The organism is Pedococcus sp. P5_B7 (assembly GCF_054049895.1).
This window is the reverse complement of the sequence record NZ_JBFULM010000002.1, coordinates 1131156-1148053: the sequence shown is the minus strand read 5'-3', so window position 1 is coordinate 1148053 and position 16898 is coordinate 1131156. Positions and strand designations below refer to the sequence as shown.

Below are 16898 nucleotides of genomic sequence, written 5' to 3'. Positions count from 1 at the left end.
CGGGTGACCCTCCACTGGGATCGTGCCACCGCCTCCCTGCAGCCCCCGCTCGCCGTCGTCGACCTCGACGCCTTCGACGCGAACGCCGCCGACCTCGTGCGGAGGGCGTCGGGCAAACCGATCAGGGTGGCCTCCAAGTCCGTGCGGTGCCGCACCCTGCTGGCGAGGGCGCTGTCCCTGCCCGGTTTCGCCGGAGTGATGGCGTATGCCGTGCCAGAGGCCCGCTGGCTGGTCGCCACCGGCTTCGAGGACGTCTACGTGGCCTACCCCAGCGTCGACCGGGCCGCGCTGGCTGCCCTCGCCGCCGACCCGACGGAGGCGGCGCAGGTGACCCTCACCGTCGACTCGCTCGAGCACGTGGAGCTCCTCGCCGCGCTGGACCGGCCGCACGGTCTGCGGGTGGCCCTCGACGTCGACGCCTCGCTGCGCCTGGGGCGCGTGCACCTGGGGGTCCGGCGCTCACCCCTGCGCGAGCCCGCCGACGCGGCCGCCCTGGCGCGCGCCGCCTCGGCGGCCGGGCTCTCGGTCGTCGGCCTGATGTTCTACGACGCCCAGATCGCCGGCCTCCCCGACTCCTCGCCGGCCGTGCGGATGGTGAAGAAGCGCTCCGCCGACTCCCTCGGTCGACGCCGGGGCGAGGTGGTCGCAGCCGTGCGCGAGGTCGCCGACCTGGAGTTCGTCAACGGCGGGGGGACCGGCTCGCTGCACGTGACCGGTCCGGACCCGGCGGTGACGGAGCTCGCGGCCGGGTCCGGGCTCTACGGGCCGACGCTCTTCGACGGCTACGACGACTTCACCCCCCAACCGGCAGCCGCCTTCGCGCTCCCCGTCGTGCGACACCCCGGCCCGGGGTTCGTCACGGCCTTCGGTGGGGGCTACGTCGCGTCGGGGCCGCCCGGCTGGTCGCGGGTGCCCGCTCCGTTCGGCCGTGACGGGGTGAAGCTGGTCAAGTCCGAGGCGGTGGGTGAGGTGCAGACTCCGTTGCAGGGCAACGGAGTCCGTGGTCTGGCGCTCGGCGACAAGGTGTGGTTCCGCTACGCCAAGGCGGGGGAGATGTGTGAGCGGTTCGACGCCCTCCACCTGGTGAGCGGAGACCACCTGGTCGAGACGGTGCCGACCTACCGGGGTGAGGGGAAGAACTTCGGATGACCACGTGGACCAACTGGGCCGGCAACCAGACCAGCCACCCCGTGGAGGTGGCCAGCGCGCGTCGGCCCGACGAGGTCTCGGCGGCGATCCTGCGGGCGGGGGCACGCGGCATACCGGTCAAGGTCGTCGGGGCGGGGCACTCCTTCACGTCGATCGCGGCCACGGACGGGCTCCAGCTGCGTCTCGACGAGCTGACCGGCATCACCCACGTCGACCGTGGACGCAGCCGGGTCCGGGTCCTCGCAGGGACCCCGCTGCACGTGCTGAACCCAGCGCTCCACGCCCTCGGCCTCGCGCTGCCCAACCTCGGTGACATCGACCGCCAGTCGCTGGCCGGGGCGATCTCGACCGGCACGCACGGCACTGGCCTGCGGTTGCAGGGCATCGCCGCCGCGGTCTCGGGGCTAGTGCTCGCGCTCGCCGACGGCACCCTCCTGGAGTGCTCCGCCGACGTCGAGCCGCGCGTCTTCCAGGCGGCCCGGGTGGGGCTCGGTGCACTGGGCGTCATCACCGAGGTGGAGCTGCAGTGCGTGCCGGCGTTCCGGTTGCACGCCAGGGAGTTCAGCGCCGACCTGCACGAGGTGCTCGAGCGCGTGCAGGACGACGTCGAGGCGCACGACCACGTCGACATGCACTGGTTCCCGTTGACCGACCGGGTGCTGGTGAAGCACAACGACCGCGTCGGTGCCGACCACGGCGGTGCGCCGCTGCCCCGCTGGCGTGCGCTGCTCGACGACGAGCTGCTGTCCAACCGGCTGTTCGAGGTCACCAACCGGGCGGCGACCGCCGCGCCGGCGATCGTGCCGCGGCTCAACAGCGTGAGCGCGCGGCTGCTGGGTGCGCGCGAGTACACCGACGACTCCTGGCGCGTCTTCGTCGCCGAGCGCAAGGTCCGCTTCCGCGAGAGCGAGTATGCCGTGCCGCGGGCGGCCGTGGCCGACGTCGTGATGGAGGTGCGCAGCTGGTTGGAGCGACACCGCGCGCCGCTCACCTTCCCACTGGAGCTCCGCTTCACCGGGGCCGACGACATCTGGCTGTCCACGGCGTACGACCGGCAGAACGCCTACATCGCGATCCACCAGTACCACCGGATGGACGACTACGGCGCCTTCGCGGCGTTCGAGTCGATCGTGGCCGAGCATGCCGGGCGGCCGCACTGGGGCAAGCTGCACAGGCTGGGCGCCGAGGAGCTGCACGGCCTGTACCCCCGGTTCGACGACTTCCTCGAGGTGCGCCACCAGCTCGACCCGGGTCGCCGGTTCGCCAACGCCTACCTCGACCACGTCCTGGGCCAGTGAGCAGGTGGCCTGCCCGCACTCACACCACGGGCTCGCACCACGGGCTCGCACCACGGGCTCGCGACCGAGGCCGCCCCACACCGGCAGCTGCGACTACGGGGAAACACCGAGGTGAGGGTGTCCCCGCGCGCGTAGCGTTGCCCCATGACGGGCCACCGCGTCCTCCTCGTCGACGACCACGCCCAGTTCCGGGCGTCGGCGAGCGCGTGGCTGAGTCGTGAGGGCTTCACCGTCGTCGGCGCCGCCGCCAGCAGCGCCGAGGCCCTCGACCAGGTGCGCCGGCTGGATCCCGAGGTGGTGCTGCTCGACCTCAACCTGCCCGACTCCGAGGCCGGTCTGAAGCTCGCGGAGGACCTGGCCGAGACCAGTCCCCGGAGCACCCTGATCATCATCTCGAGCGATGCCGATGCCGGCTCCGACCCCCGGGTCGTGGCGGCACCGGTGGCCGGGTTCATCGCCAAGCAGGACCTGGCATGCGACGCGATCACGGCGCTGCTGGGCTGATCGCGCCGCTCGTCATGAGCGGCCTGGCCGGGGCGGTCGCCCTGGCGGGGTGGCTGGTCCCCCGAGTCGCCGCCGCGCCGCAGCCCTTGTTCGGCGACCAGTTCGCCGGCTGGGCCCTGCTCGCGGCTGGGGCCGGGGCCGCGTGGCGGGGTCGGTTGCGGGTGGGTCTGCTGCTCGTGGTGGCTGGCGTCGTGTGGGTCGTCGTGGGCCTCGCGGGCCTGCTTCCCACGCCTCTGGAGTCGCCGGTCCTGCGCCTCGGCCTCCTCCCCGGCAGCCTCGTCGTCCTGGCCGCCCTCGCGGGTCTGCGGGTCCCGGCCGGGCACGCGGGTACCGCGGCACCCATGGCACCCGCGGCTCGGGGCTGGGTGCGGTACGGGCCTGCGCTGGTGTTGCTGCCTGCGTGCGTGGCAGCTCTCGGCTACGGCCGGTGGGCGTATGCCGCGACCGGTGCGACCGGGGTGGTCTACGTCGTCCTGGTCCTGCGCCGCGGTGGCCTCCCGCGTCGTCCGGGCCCGGACGACCTTCGCGGGGAAGCGGTCCTCGCAGTCGGAGTCGCCGGCGCCCTGGCGCTGACGGGCCTCGTGACGGCTGGGGTCGGTGGTGCCGCCGCGACGACCGCGAGCTCCTTGCTCGAAGGGGTGCTGGGGCTCGGAGCGCTCGCCGTGGCCGCCGGCCCGGAGCCGCGGGAGTGGCACCCGGGGCGGGACGCCGAGGCGCCACCTGGGTTGGAGGAGGCCCTGGCCAGGACGTTGGGGTGGAACCTGGTCCAGGTGGCCTTTCCACTGGCCGGTGCCTTCGTCGACTCAGGAGGCGCGGTGACGACGACTCCCACCGACGGGGAGGAGGTGGTGGACCAGGACGGTCGGCTGGTGGCGGTACTCGCCCCCGGACTCGGCCGGGATGCCGGTGTGGCCGAGTCGGTGCGCGAGGTGCTGCGGCTCGCCCGACGAGGCGCCCTGCTCCAGGCGGAGCTCAGGGAGCGGGCTGACGAGCTCGCGGCCTCGAGGGAGCGGTTGGTCCGCGCGGCAGAAGCGGAGCGGGAGCGGTTCCTGGCCAGTCTCGCTCGGGGACCGGTGGCGCGGATGGACAGCGTGGTCAACGCCTTGGAAGCGTGTGAGCGTGCCGGAGCCGTCTCCGGGGTTCCGGCCGGCCTGTCGGCGCGAGCCGCCGGCGCACGGGACGAGCTGCTGCAGATCGCCCACGGGGTGGATCCGGTGGGCGCGAGCAGCCTGCGGGAGGCGCTGGCCGCGCTCGTCGCGCGCAGCGGCACCGGTGCGTTGCTGGAGTGCCACCTGCCTGAGGGGTGGCGGCCGCGGCCCTCGGTGTCCCGCGCGGCGTGGTTCACCTGTGCCGAGGGGCTGGCGAACGCGACCAAGCACGCCCCGGGTGCCGAGGTCGTGGTCATCGCCCGCCTCAGCGGGGACGAGCTCCGGCTGGTGGTCCGCGACGACGGGCCGGGCGGGGTCGACCCGACCGGTCACGGACTGGGTGGCCTGCTGGAGCGCGCGACCGCGCTGGGCGGCACCCTCACTGCGCGCTCGAGAACCTCGGGTGGTGCAGAGCTCGAGCTGCGGCTTCCGGTGACGTCCGGACCGTCGGGTCCTGCGTTCCGGGGTGGGCAGCCAGCCGGCGAGGATGCGTCCAGCGGGCAGCCCAGCGTCGTCGCGCTGTTGGGTCTGTGCCTGGTCCTGGTGCTGTCGGCCTGTGCCGGTCCGCTGGCGCGCAGCGGACGCGACGCCGACCCGGTCCTGCTCAGAACCATGTACGGCAACGGGCCCGGCGGGATCGGTGCCGACGTGCTCGAGGAGCTGGTCCGCGCCTCGCGCGGCTCGTCGGTGGTGCTGGGCCCGGCGACCAAGCTTCCCTCGGCGACAGAGTCGGAGGACGAGGAAGGCGGCACGCTGGGCGCGCTGCGGGCCGGTCAGGCGGACCTCAGCGTGATCCGGGCCGACCGTCTCGTCGCGGCAGGGGCGGTGTCGCTGACACCACTCCAGCTGCCCCTGCTCATCCAGGCTCCCGAGCATGCGGCTCGGGTCGCCGCCGACCCGGTGGCAGCCGCCCTGATGGCTGACGTCGACCGCCTGGGTCTCGTGGGCCTCGCGTTGGTGCCAGGTGGCGCACGGCACCCGTTCACCTACGGCCCCGAGGCGTTCGACGCTCCGACGGACTACCGGGGTGAGGTCGTGAACACTCGCGTCGGACCCGGCGTGGAGGCGATCTTTGGCGCCCTCGGAGCGACGACCGACCACAGCGTGGGCGAGGTCCGGACCCGGAAGGTGGAGAAGCGCGCGATCGCGGGAATCGAGACGTCGTTCCAGCAACCGGGAGCCCTGACCCTCCCGGCGGTGGTCGCGTCGAACCTCACGCTGTACACCAAGGTCGACGTGGTCGTCATGCGCCGCAGCGTGCACGCAGCCCTGTCCGCCGAGCAACGGCGACAGCTCGGAGCCATCGTGCGCGACGGCATACGTGCAGGGGTGGCCCGGCGCGACACGGAGGCGCGGGGCCTGCAGCGCTGGTGCGCCTCACCCTCGGCGGCCTCGGCGCAGCTGACGACCGCCGAGCTCGAGGCGTTCGGTGCCGCGCTGGCACCGGTCGTCGCGGCGGCCCGTCGGGACACCGGGGTCGCGAGCCTCGTGGACCGCATCCTTGCCCTGAGGGGGCCGGAGGCAGCGCCAACCGGGGCGACCTGCGACAACCTGCACAGCGCCGCAACCGATGTCTATTCCCTTGCGCCGCAAGGACCACAGACACTGCTTGACGGCACGTGGCGCGTCGACGTCGACCCCGACGTCATGCGTGCGGCCGGAGTGTCAGACGCCGATGCCGTCACTAACGCCGGCGTGTGGACCTTCGTGGTGAAGAACGGCGAGGCAGCTGTCGACCAGGCCCAGGGTGGCGACTGCACCGCGGTGTTCGTCACCGCTGGTGACAGGGTGACGCTGCGCTTCGGGGTCGACGGCAACACCGCGTGCTGGGGCCTGATGGCCGGCACCTTCCGCCGCGCGGGTGACGTCGTGTCCTTCGACTGGCAGGCGGAGCGGTTCTACGACGTCGCGCTCGACCAGTCGTTCTTCGCCGGTGGGATGCACCGTGCCGCGCCCTAGTGACCGCGGCCACGCGCCGAACCGAGGGGTGCGCGGCACCATTGATCACTGACGTGGGGGTGAGCGCGGGTCTGGGCGTGGCCGTCGTGGTGGCCATCGCCCTCGGCCTCGTCGGCGGTCGGCAGCGGCGCCGGTATGCCGTCCTCGTCCTCGGTGGAGTGGCTCTGGTGGCGGTGTCGGCAGCCGACGACCCGACCTCGGTCCTGCCGGCGCGTGACCTCGGCCTCGCGGTGGGCCCGATGGCCGGCCTGTTGGGGGCGACCGCCGTGCTCATGCCCCGCCGCGGTGCGTGGGTCGCGCTGGCCGGGGCGATCCTCGCTGGACCGGTTCGCGCGCTGGTGTACGACCCCTTCCTTCAGCTGGGTTGCGTCGACTGCCGCCCCAGCGGGATCGTCCTGGCTGCGCACCCGGGCCTGGCCGAGTGGCTGGCGGCGGTGGGACCGGTGCTCGGCCTCCTCGCCCTGGGAGCTCACGCGGCGCGGAACGGCGCAGCCGCGGAAACCGTCGTCGTCGCTGCCGGGCTGGTCGTCGCCCTCGTCAGCGTCGACGTCGGCGGTGCCGTCGCCCTGGTGGCAGCCACCGTGGTGGTCGGGGTCGAGGACTACCGCGCTGCGATCGCTCAGCGTCGGTTGCGCGGGCTCGTCGAGACCCTCCGCTCAGGCCGCCCCTTTGCGGACCTGCTGCGTGAGGCCTGGGGCGATGCCGACCTCGACGTATCCTACTGGGTGCCCGAGGATGGCGGCTGGGTCACGCCTGCGGGCGTGCCGCGTCGCCCGCCGCCACCGGGGGCCACCCGGTTGCGCTGGGCGGGCGCCGTCACGGCCGCGGTGGAGCAGGGCTCGCGCGAAGGCCACCCCGACCTCGAACGTGCGCTTGACGTGCCAGCCCGACTCACCCTGGACAACGAGCGGCTCTCCGCGGCCCTGGCAGCCCGGGTGCGTCAGGTGTCGACGTCCCGCTCGCTGGTGGTCGAGCTGGGCGACCGGGAGCGTCGGCGCATCGAGCGCGACCTGCACGACGGGGTCCAGCAACAGCTCCTCGCCCTCGGCCTCGACCTGCGTGGCGCCCTGGCCGACGTGCCGCCGGGCCATCCCGACGGACCGGTCCTCGAGAGCTGTCTCAGTCAGGCCAGGCAGGCCCTCGAGGACCTGCGTGCGCTGTCGCACGGGTTGTACCCCCCTCTGCTCGCGACCAGCGGGCTCGGCCCGGCCCTGCGCAGCCTGGCCCGCCGGGCCACGGTCCCGCTCGTGGTCGGTGCCGTGCCCGACAGACGGCTTCCGGCACCGGTCGAGCGAGCCGCGTATGCCGTGGTGTCCGACTCCGTCTCGCGGGGCGAGTCCGCAGGGGTCACCGTCGAGGTGGAGGTCGAGGTGGAGGTCGAGGTGGAGGTCGAGGTGGAGGTCGAGGTCCAGGTCGAGGGAGTGGCAGTCGACGGTCCGGTCGACGGGGTGGGCCGAACGCCTCTCGGTGCCACCGCGGTGACGCTGCGCGTCGCCGGCGGCCCCCCGGACGTGGCCGGAGTGCTCCCCGACATGGTGGAGGCGCTCGGTGGACGACTGGGTCATTCTGGGGGAGTGCTGACCGTGGTGCTGCCGTGCGCGTCGTAGTCGTCGAGGACCAGCTGCTGACCCGGGAGGGCATCGTCCGCACCCTCGACCGCGCGGGCGTGGAGGTCGTCGCCGACGTGGGGGACCTCGACCGGCTGATGGCCGTGGTGGCAGTGGACCGTCCCGACGTCGCCGTGCTGGACATCCGGTTGCCGCCGACGTTCACCGACGAGGGGCTCCGGGCCGCTGCCACGATCCGGGCGCAGTACCCCGCCACCGGGGTGCTCGTCCTGTCCCAGCACGTCGAGGTGGACTTCGTCCTGCCCCTGCTCGACGGTGTCTCCGGAGGGGTCGGCTACCTCCTCAAGGACCGGGTGCTCGAGGCGAGCACCCTGGTCGATGCGCTCGACCGGATCGCGGCGGGGGAGTGCGTCGTCGACCCCTCGATCGTCGCCGAGCTGCTGCCGGCCGTGGCGGCGCGGGGCCCGGGCGGACTCACGGATCGCGAGCGGGACGTCCTCGGCCTGATCGCGGAGGGCCTGACGAACGCGGGGATCGCCCGCCGCCTGGACATCAGCATGCGCACCGTCGAGGTGCACGCCCAGCACGTCTTCGCAAAGCTGGGGTTGCCGGACGACCAGTACGTCAACCGCCGGGTGCTGTCGGCGCTCGCCTGGCTCGGGTCCGGCTGACACCCGCCGTCGCTAGCCTCGCGGGATGAGTACGCCGACCCAGACCTCTGCAGCCGTGCCCTCTCCCTACGAGGCCGACGAGAAGACGACCCTGCTCGCCGCACTGCAGAGCCACCGCGACGTCATGGTCTGGAAGCTGGACGGGCTCTCCGACGAGGAGGTCCGGCGCCCGATGGTGCCCAGCGGCACCAACCTGGTCGGGCTGGTCAAGCACCTCGCGAACGCCGAGTACGGCTGGTTCTGCGAGACGTTCGGCCGGCCCACTGAGCCGCTGACCGACATCTCCCAGGACCTGGAGGCCGACATGCGGGCGGCCGACGGTGAAGCCACGGCCGACATCGTGGCGTTCTACCGCCGGGCCTGGGCGGCCGCGGACGCGGCGATCCTCGAGCTGCCGCTGGATGCGACCGGCACGGCATACACGGGACGCCCGGTCAGCCTGCGCTGGGTGCTCGTGCACATGATCGAGGACACCGTCCGGCACGCGGGCCACGCCGACATCCTGCGGGAGCTCATCGACGGGGGCACCGGCCACCACGTGCCCGACAAGTAGCAGCGATCGCGGTCACGATTCTCCGACTTCGCGCACCAGTTGGGCGGAAGTGGTTGACAGGAGTTCCGCCGAGACTTAGGTTCACCCTAAATTTAGTATCAAACAAAGGGTAGAGCCGACGATGTCTCCGACCGGACCAGTTGCCACCCGTGGCCACCTCGTGCGTGCCGCCGTGCTCGGGCTGCTCGGGACCCGTGGTCCGTCGTCACGGGCCGACATCGCGCGGGTGCTGGGGGTCAGCCCCGCGACGGTCACCCAGACCATCAAGGAGCTCCTCACCCGCGAGCTGGTGACCGAGCTGGAGTCGGTCCCGAGCCAGGGTGGTCGTCCGGCCACACTCCTGGGACTGGTGCGCAGTGCCGGCGGTGCGATCGGCGCCAAGGTCACCCCGAACCACGTCGCGCTCGTGTCCGTCGACCTCGATGGCACGGTGCGTTCGTCCAGGGCGGTTCCCTTCGACGCGGGCCGCCCGGCCGCACTGGACGCCTTGGCGGACATCCTGCGTGAGGCCGTGGCGCAGCACGAGGGCCGACTGCTCGGGGTCGGCGTCGGGTTGCCCGGCGCGGTCGACTCCCAGGCGTCGGGCATCGTCGACGCGCCCACGCTGGGATGGGACCGCGCGCCAGTGGGTTCTCGCCTGCGTGAGGCGTTGGGCGTGCCCGTCCTCGTGGACAACGACGTCAACACCCTTGCCGCGGCGGAGAGCGTCTACGGCATCGGTCGGTCGCACGAGTCCTACCTCGTCGTGACCATCGGCTTCGGGGTCGGGCTCGGCATCGTCCAACAGGGCTCGGTCAGCCGAGGGGCCCACGGTGGCGCGGGGGAGCTCGGCCACTTCCCGGTCACCGCCGACGGCCCGCTCTGCGGCTGCGGCAACACCGGCTGCCTCGAGGCGCACATCGGCGAGTCCGGGCTGGTCGCGGCCGCGATCGACCGCGGCGTGATCGACGTCGGCGGCACCATCAGCGACCTCGTCGGGGCGGCGCGCGGGGGAAACGCCGGCGGCCTGGCCGTCTACCGCGAGGCAGGCCGGATGCTCGGCAGCACGCTCGCCGGCGTCGTGAACGTCCTCGATCCCGAGCTGGTCCTCCTCATGGGCGAGGGCATGACCGAGTGGGAGTTCTGGGAGGACGGGTTCGAGGAGTCGTTCCGGGCCTGCCTGATGCCGACCCGCCGGGGAATCCGTTGTGCAGTGGAGTCCTGGACCGAGGACCAGTGGGCGGTCGGCGCCGCATCACTCGTCCTCGCAGCACCCTTCGACGCCGAGACGGCCGGGTCGCAGGGTGAGCTGGTGCGGGAGCGGATGCAGTCGGCCGCCGTGGGCGGTGCCTCGTGACGAGCCGAGCGGGGTGGCGCAACGTGGGTTGGGTGGTGTTCTTCCTGGCGCCCAGCGCGATCCCGCTCATCCTGTTCACTGCGACCCCGATGGCCTCGTCGATCTGGGTCAGCCTGCACGAGTGGAACCTCATCTCCCCCATGCAGTGGGTGGGCCTGGACAACTACCGCAACCTGCTGACCGACCCCGGAACACGCAGCGTCTTCCTCCACACGCTCATCTACTGCGCCGGCTACCTGCCGATCGTGTTCGCCGGCGGCCTGGCGCTGGCCCTGGCCCTCAACCAGAAGCTGGCCGGCCGCTCCTTCTTCCGGGCCGCCTACTTCCTGCCCGTCGTCACGAGCTGGGTCGTGGTGGCACTGGTCTGGAAGTGGCTGCTCAACCCGACCAACGGGTTGGTCAACACGTTGCTCGGTGCCGTGGGCGCCCCGCAGCCGGGCTGGTGGACCGACCCCAACTGGGCGCTCCCGGCCGTCATCCTCTCCTCGGCGTGGAAGGACCTGGGCTTTGTCATGGTCATCATGCTGGCCGGGCTCCAGGCGATTCCCCAGGACGTCCTCGAGGCCGCCTGGGCCGATGGCGCCGGCTCGTGGCAGCGCTTCTGGCGGATCACCCTGCCCCTGCTGTCCCCGTCCACCTTCTTCGTCGTCGTCATCTCGTTGATCAACGGCTTCCAGGTCTTCGACCAGGTCTACGTCATGACCGGCGGTGGTCCGTCCGGGTCGAGCCAGGTCGTCGTCGGACAGGTCTACGACCTCACCTTCCGTTACGGTCGAGCCGGCGAGGCGAGTGCCCTCTCGTGGATCCTGTTCGCGGTCATCCTGCTCATCACCGTGGTCCAGATCCGCGGCCAGCGTCGGTGGGTGAACTATGCCTGACACCCGTGCCCCGTTGGCTCCGCCCGCGCCGGTCACCCCGGTGGCGCTGTCGTCCCGTCCGCGCCGACCGCTGTCGACGTGGACCGTGCTCCGGTATGCCGCGGTGCTGGCCGGAGCGGTCGTCATGCTGTTCCCGTTCCTGTGGACCGTGGTCACCTCCATCACACCGGAGGGAAGCCTGGCGGGTGGGCCCACGCTGTTCGTCAAGAACCCGACCCTCGCGGCATACCGCACGCTGTTGGAGACCCTGCCGATGTGGCGGATCGTCGCCAACTCGCTGTGGGTGGCCGTGGTGTCGACCCTGCTGCAGCTGGTGACCGGCTCGATGGCGGCCTACGGGTTCGCCCGGCTGAAGTTCCGGGGCAAGGGAGTTGTCTTCGCGCTCTACCTCGCCACCTTGATGGTGCCCATGCAGGTGCTGGTCGTGCCCCTCTTCATCGAGATGAAGACGCTCAACCTGCAGGACACCTACATGGCGCTGCTCGCGCCGTCGATCGCCTCGGCGTTCGGGGTGTTCCTGCTGCGGCAGGCGGTGGAGTCGGTGCCGCGTGAGCTGGACGAGGCCGCCACCATCGACGGGGCCGGCCACCTGCGGATCTTCCTCACGATCATCCTGCCGCTGATCCGGCCAGCCCTGGCGACCGTGGCGGTGTTCGCCTTCATGGGCAGCTGGAACAGCTTCCTGTGGCCATTGGTCGTCATCCGCTCGCCCGAGTTCATGACGCTGCCGCTCGGCCTGGCCACCCTCCAGGGCCAGTTCACCACGCAGTGGGACGTCGTGATGGCCGGCTCGGTCTTCTCGATCCTGCCCATCGCCGTGGTCTACCTCCTGGCCCAGCGGCACATCATCGCCGGAGTCGCGCACACCGGCATCAAGTAGCCCCCACCGTCCGACAGACACGTTCGACAGACACGTTCGAAAGACAGTCCGACACTGCAGTCCCGACCGCGCGCCACCCGGAACGCGGCAGGCCCGAAAGGAACACCATGAGGAACATCGCCAGGCGCACCGTGGCGCCTGTCATCGCCGCTGGCTTGGTGCTGGCGCTGGGCGCCTGCGCCCAGGGGTCAGCCACGAAGTCGGTCGACGCCGTGTCGTCCGGTGGCAAGACCACGATCCGCTACATGAACTTCTCGGCCAACGGCGGTCACGAGAAGGACCTCGACGCGATCAAGGCGGCCTTCGAGAAGGCCAACCCCGACATCACCGTGCAGATCGAGACCACGCCGTACGACGACTACTTCACCAAGCTGCAGACGGCGGTGGCAGGCGGAACCGCGGGTGACGCGTTCGAGCTCAACTACGAGAACTTCGTCACCTACTCCTCCAATGGCTCGCTCGCCGAGCTCAAGGGAGTCGACGGAGCGGCCTACAAGAAGTCCCTGCTCGACGCGTTCAGCGCTGACGGCAAGCAGTACGGACTGCCCGAGTCGTTCTCCAACGTCGTGTTGTTCTACAACAAGGACCTGTTCAAGGCTGCAGGAGTCGCGGAGCCGACGCCGTCGTGGACCTGGGCCGACGAGCAGGCCGCAGCCAAGAAGCTGACCAACAAGTCGAAGAAGGTCTGGGGTGACTACCAGCCAGTGTCCTTCTTCGAGTTCTACAAGGCGCTGGCCCAGTCCGGTGGCGAGTTCCTCTCCGCCGACAAGAAGTCCGCGACCTTCAACTCGGACGCGGGCAAGCAGGCCGCGACCTTCTTGGTCTCCAAGTCGGGCACCACGATGCCTACCGAGGCGCAGGGCGCAGGCACGCCCGACTTCGACTCCAAGCTGTTCAAGGACGGCAAGCTCGCGATGTGGCACAGCGGGATCTGGATGTTCTCGGGCATGGCGGACGCCAAGTTCGACTGGGACATCGCCGTCGAGCCGGGCAACACCACCAAGGCCTCCGCGATGTTCACCAACGGGGCGGTCGTCTCCGCGAAGAGCAAGAGCCAGGCCGCGGCCCAGAAGTGGGTGACCTTCCTGACGTCCTCCGACGACATGGTCTCCGCGCGTCTGGCCACCAGCTGGGAGCTGCCGCCAGTCGCAGACCAGGCCAAGCTGTCGAGCTACCTCGACGCAGGCAAGCCGGCCAACCGCAAGGCGGTCTTCGACTCGCTCGAGGCCACCGCGCTCCCGCCCGTCATCGAGCGGCAGCAGGAGATGCAGGACGCGGTCAACAAGGAGCTCACGGCCGCGGCGGCGGGACGCAAGGACGTGTCCGCGGCGCTGGCCGCTGCCCAGAAGGCCGTTGACGCCCTGCTGAAGTAGGCACTTCCGCCGCTGCCGGGGCCCGGACCCCCACCGGGACCTCACCGGAACCCCAACCGGAACCGCACCGGGCCCCGGCAGCTCTTCGACATGAGAGACCCATGACTGTCCTCAACGACGCCTCCACCCCCGCCACGCCCGACGAGCTGGACCGGCTCCGCGAGCTGGCCCGCCGTAGCCACGAGGTCATCACCTCCCACCAGGATCCAGACGGTGCCTACCCAGCCTCGCCTACCTTCTCTGCGTACCGTGGCTATGCCTGGTTGCGCGACGGATCTTTTACGGCAGAGGGGATCTCGCGCTATGGCGACGTCAGGTCCGCTGATGGCTTCCATGACTGGGTATGCCGTGTGCTCGCTGCGCGTCGCGGCCAGGTGGACGACCTGCTCGCGCTCAAGGCGGCAGGTGCAGCGATCCCGCTGAACCGGATGCTCCCCACCCGATTCACCTTCACCGGCGAGGACGGCTCGGATCCCTGGTGGGACTTCCAGACCGATGGCTACGGGATGTGGCTGTGGTCGGTCGTCACCCATGCGGAGCGTCATGGCCGTGACCTGGGGCGGTGGCTGCCGGGCATCGAGGTCGCCCTCGACTTCACCACCGAGTTCTGGGACCTGCCCTGCTACGACTGGTGGGAGGAGCACGTCGAGCACCGGCACACCTCGACCCTGGGGGCGATCCACGGCGGACTGGTGGCCATTGCCGGCTCTGGAGTCCTTGACCCCCAACGCGACCGGGCGGCCCGCGCCACGGCCGCGCGGGCGCGGGCTCTGGTCCTCGACGAGGGCGTGGTCGACGGACGCCTGTCGAAGTGGCTCGGCTCTGACGCGGTCGACGGCTCGCTGCCGGCCTGCATCGTTCCCTTCGGGCTGGTCGGGGTCGACGACCCCATGGCTGCCGCGACGCTCGCCTCGGTCGGGTCTGACCTGGACCTCGACGGTGGCGTCCACCGGTTCCGGGCCGACGTCTTCTACGGCGGCGGCCAGTGGCTGCTGCTCAGTGCCCTGCTGGGTTGGAACAAGGCGTCCGCAGGTGACGTGGACGGTGCCTGGCGCCACCTGCGATGGATCGTGGACCAGGCCACCGACGAGGGCGACCTCCCCGAACAGGTGCCGAACCACCTGCGACACCCCGGCTCGCGCCAGGAGTGGCTCGACCGCTGGGGGCCGGTCGCCACCCCACTGCTGTGGTCGCACGGCATGTACCTCATCCTCGCCGACGAGCTCGGCCTGCTCGAAGGACTGGACACGTGACCTCCTCCACGACCCTGCTCACCCACCGGCCCCACGGGATCGAGCACCCTTACGCCACCTCCCTCGACCAGCGGATCCCGGTCCAGCCCGAGGCTGGCCAGAGCGTGCTGCTCGGGGTGGTCGCGCACCCGAGCGTCGTCAGCGTCACCTGCGAGTGGCGCGACACGACCGGGGAGGTCGTCCGGCTGCCGTTGTCCCCCCGACGGGCCGACGCCGCCTCAGCCGCGGCGCTGGCGGGCGGCGAGGGCCACCTCGCGGAGGCCCAGGCTGCCTCTCTCGGCGGCGACGGCGGGTGGGCCGTGCAGAGCCCGTCGGTCGACGACGAAGCGGGGTACAGCTACCGCTTCACCGCCACGACGGGCGACGACCCGACCACGAGGGGCGACTTACCGACCGGGACGGGGGACGGCCTTGGGGCCACGACCGACTGGTTCGAGGTCCGACCGGCCCGCTGGACCGCCACCGTCCCCGACGGGCTCGAGGCGACCCTCTCCGGTGGTGGCCGCCGGCTGGTCGAGGACTCGGTCGAGTGGTTGGTCACGGCCACCGGCCTGCAGCGGGCCAGGTTCGCCTTGTCGCTCGCACCGGGAGACCACGTCGTGGGGTTCGGCGAGAGGTTCGACCACCTCGACCAGCTGGGGCGTCGCCTCGACGCCGTCGTCTTCGAGCAGTACAAGTCCCAGGGGACCCACGGACGCACCTACCTGCCGATGCCGTTTGCCCACATCGTCGGGGCGGACGGTTCGGCGTGGGGCTTTCACCTCCGCACGTCACGTCGGTCCTGGTACGACGTCGGCGCCAGCGCGCCTGACCAGCTCCGGGTCGAGCTCGAGGTGGGTGGTGGCCGCGTGGCACAGGTCAACCTGGGCATCTATGACGGTTCGCCGATCGAGGTGCTGTCCGCCTTCCTGGACGAAGCTGGCAGGGCCGAGGAGCTCCCGGACTGGGTCTTCCGGCTCTGGGCCTCGGGCAACGAGTGGAACACCCAGGACCTCGTGCTGGCCCGGATGGAGACCCACCGCGAGCTCGACATCCCCGTCGGCGCCGTGGTGATCGAGGCCTGGAGCGACGAGGAGGGAATCATGATCCCCCGCGACGCGACCTACGACGTCCGGGCTGACGGAACCCCTTTCGCCGCAACGGACTTCACCTATCCCGCCGAGGGCGCTTGGCCCGATCCCAAGGCCATGGTGGACGCGCTGCACGACCGCGACATCAAGGTCTTGTTCTGGCAGATCCCCCTGCTCAAGACGGCTCGGTCGGAGGCCGGGCTGCACGACCAGGTGCTCGCCGAGGGATCGGCGATGGTCGACGGCGGGCACGCGGTCCGGGAGGCCGACGGGACGGCATACCTCAACCGTGGCTGGTGGTTTCCCCAGGCGCTGATGCCAGACCTGTCAACCCAGCGCACCCGTGACTGGTGGACCGCAAAGCGCGACTACCTCGTGGAGGGGCTCGGGGTCGACGGGTTCAAGACCGACGGCGGCGAGCACGCGTGGGGCCACGACCTGGAGTATGCCGACGGGCGCCGGGGCGACGAGGGCAACAACCTCTATCCGGTGCACTACGCCAAGGCGTTCGGCGACCTCCTGCGCAAGCACGGCAAGGCGCCGGTGACCTTCTCCCGCAGCGGCTTCACGGGGTCGCAGGCGCACGGCGTCTTCTGGGCCGGGGACGAGGACTCGACCTGGGAGGCGTTCGGAAACTCGATCACGGCCGGCCTGACTGCCGCGTCGTGCGGGATCGTCTACTGGGGCTGGGACCTCGCGGGGTTCTCCGGACCAGTCCCCGACGCCGAGCTCTATCTGCGGGCGGCGGGCGCGTCCACCTTCATGCCGATCATGCAGTACCACTCCGAGTTCAACCACCACCAGCTCCCGCTCCGCGACCGCACGCCCTGGCACGTGGGCGAGCAGACGCACGACGACCGAGTCGTGCCGGTGTTCCGCCGGTTCGCCCACCTGCGGGAGCGACTGGTGGCCTACTTGGCAGCGCAGGCAGCCATCACGGTCGACACGGACCGACCGCTCATGCGTCCGTTGTTCTTCGACCACCCGGCAGACCCCCGGGTCTGGCAGCACCCGCGACAGTGGATGCTCGGCGCCGACCTGCTGGTCAACCCGGTGACCGAGGCCGGCCCGGACAGCTGGGCGACCTACCTGCCCGAGGGAAGCTGGGTCGACGTCTGGACCGGCGACGCGGTGAGCAGCGGCGAGGTCGTCCGGCCCGTCCCCCTCGACATCGTCCCCGTCTATGCGCTGGCGGAGGCGTGGTCCAGCGGGCTGTCAGTGATCTTCGAGGGGTGAGGCGCCGGATGGCGTGAGCGAC

Annotated in this window: 13 protein-coding genes; all 13 read left to right on the top strand. The window is 71.4% G+C overall.

The window, feature by feature from the left end; all coding sequences use genetic code 11:
• Positions 1 to 3 precede the first annotated feature (3 nt).
• Positions 4 to 1149, top strand: a complete 1146-nt coding sequence (locus ACXJKD_RS08380; RefSeq protein ID WP_457254014.1) for an alanine racemase — start codon at positions 4 to 6, stop codon at positions 1147 to 1149.
• The gene (locus tag ACXJKD_RS08375) at positions 1146 to 2447 is read left to right on the top strand and encodes a D-arabinono-1,4-lactone oxidase (RefSeq protein ID WP_457254013.1); all 1302 of its coding nucleotides are present in this window, start codon (positions 1146 to 1148) and stop codon (positions 2445 to 2447) included. Before ACXJKD_RS08380 ends, ACXJKD_RS08375 begins: the two co-directional genes overlap by 4 nt.
• Positions 2448 to 2591: 144 nt before the next feature.
• Positions 2592 to 2951 carry a response regulator gene (locus tag ACXJKD_RS08370; protein ID WP_457254012.1) on the top strand — a complete coding sequence of 120 codons (360 nt, stop codon included), beginning with the start codon at positions 2592 to 2594 and terminating at the stop codon, positions 2949 to 2951.
• Positions 2921 to 6058, top strand: a complete 3138-nt coding sequence (locus ACXJKD_RS08365) for a hypothetical protein (RefSeq protein ID WP_457254011.1) — start codon at positions 2921 to 2923, stop codon at positions 6056 to 6058. The genes ACXJKD_RS08370 and ACXJKD_RS08365 overlap by 31 nt, the downstream gene beginning before the upstream one ends.
• Positions 6059 to 6117: 59 nt before the next feature.
• The gene (locus ACXJKD_RS08360) at positions 6118 to 7665 is read left to right on the top strand and encodes a histidine kinase (protein WP_457254010.1); all 1548 of its coding nucleotides are present in this window, start codon (positions 6118 to 6120) and stop codon (positions 7663 to 7665) included.
• A complete protein-coding gene (locus ACXJKD_RS08355; protein ID WP_457254009.1) occupies positions 7653 to 8297 on the top strand; it encodes a response regulator transcription factor in 645 nt (214 codons plus the stop codon). The genes ACXJKD_RS08360 and ACXJKD_RS08355 overlap by 13 nt, the downstream gene beginning before the upstream one ends.
• Before the next feature lie 25 nt (positions 8298 to 8322).
• Positions 8323 to 8850, top strand: a complete 528-nt coding sequence (locus ACXJKD_RS08350; RefSeq protein WP_457254008.1) for a DinB family protein — start codon at positions 8323 to 8325, stop codon at positions 8848 to 8850.
• Positions 8851 to 8971: 121 nt separating this feature from the next.
• A complete protein-coding gene (locus tag ACXJKD_RS08345) occupies positions 8972 to 10186 on the top strand; it encodes an ROK family protein (protein ID WP_457254007.1) in 1215 nt (404 codons plus the stop codon).
• Positions 10183 to 11064, top strand: a complete 882-nt coding sequence (locus ACXJKD_RS08340) for a carbohydrate ABC transporter permease (RefSeq protein WP_457254005.1) — start codon at positions 10183 to 10185, stop codon at positions 11062 to 11064. The genes ACXJKD_RS08345 and ACXJKD_RS08340 overlap by 4 nt, the downstream gene beginning before the upstream one ends.
• The gene (locus tag ACXJKD_RS08335) at positions 11057 to 11944 is read left to right on the top strand and encodes a carbohydrate ABC transporter permease (protein ID WP_457254004.1); all 888 of its coding nucleotides are present in this window, start codon (positions 11057 to 11059) and stop codon (positions 11942 to 11944) included. Before ACXJKD_RS08340 ends, ACXJKD_RS08335 begins: the two co-directional genes overlap by 8 nt.
• A 107-nt stretch (positions 11945 to 12051) precedes the next feature.
• Entirely contained in the window at positions 12052 to 13317 is a 1266-nt protein-coding gene (locus tag ACXJKD_RS08330) for an ABC transporter substrate-binding protein (protein WP_457254003.1), read from the top strand.
• 101 nt (positions 13318 to 13418) lie between these two features.
• Positions 13419 to 14570 carry a glycoside hydrolase family 15 protein gene (locus ACXJKD_RS08325; protein ID WP_457254002.1) on the top strand — a complete coding sequence of 384 codons (1152 nt, stop codon included), beginning with the start codon at positions 13419 to 13421 and terminating at the stop codon, positions 14568 to 14570.
• Complete coding sequence (locus tag ACXJKD_RS08320; RefSeq protein WP_457254001.1) at positions 14567 to 16876, top strand: glycoside hydrolase family 31 protein; 2310 nt, start codon at positions 14567 to 14569, stop codon at positions 16874 to 16876. The genes ACXJKD_RS08325 and ACXJKD_RS08320 overlap by 4 nt, the downstream gene beginning before the upstream one ends.
• Positions 16877 to 16898: the final 22 nt, after the last annotated feature.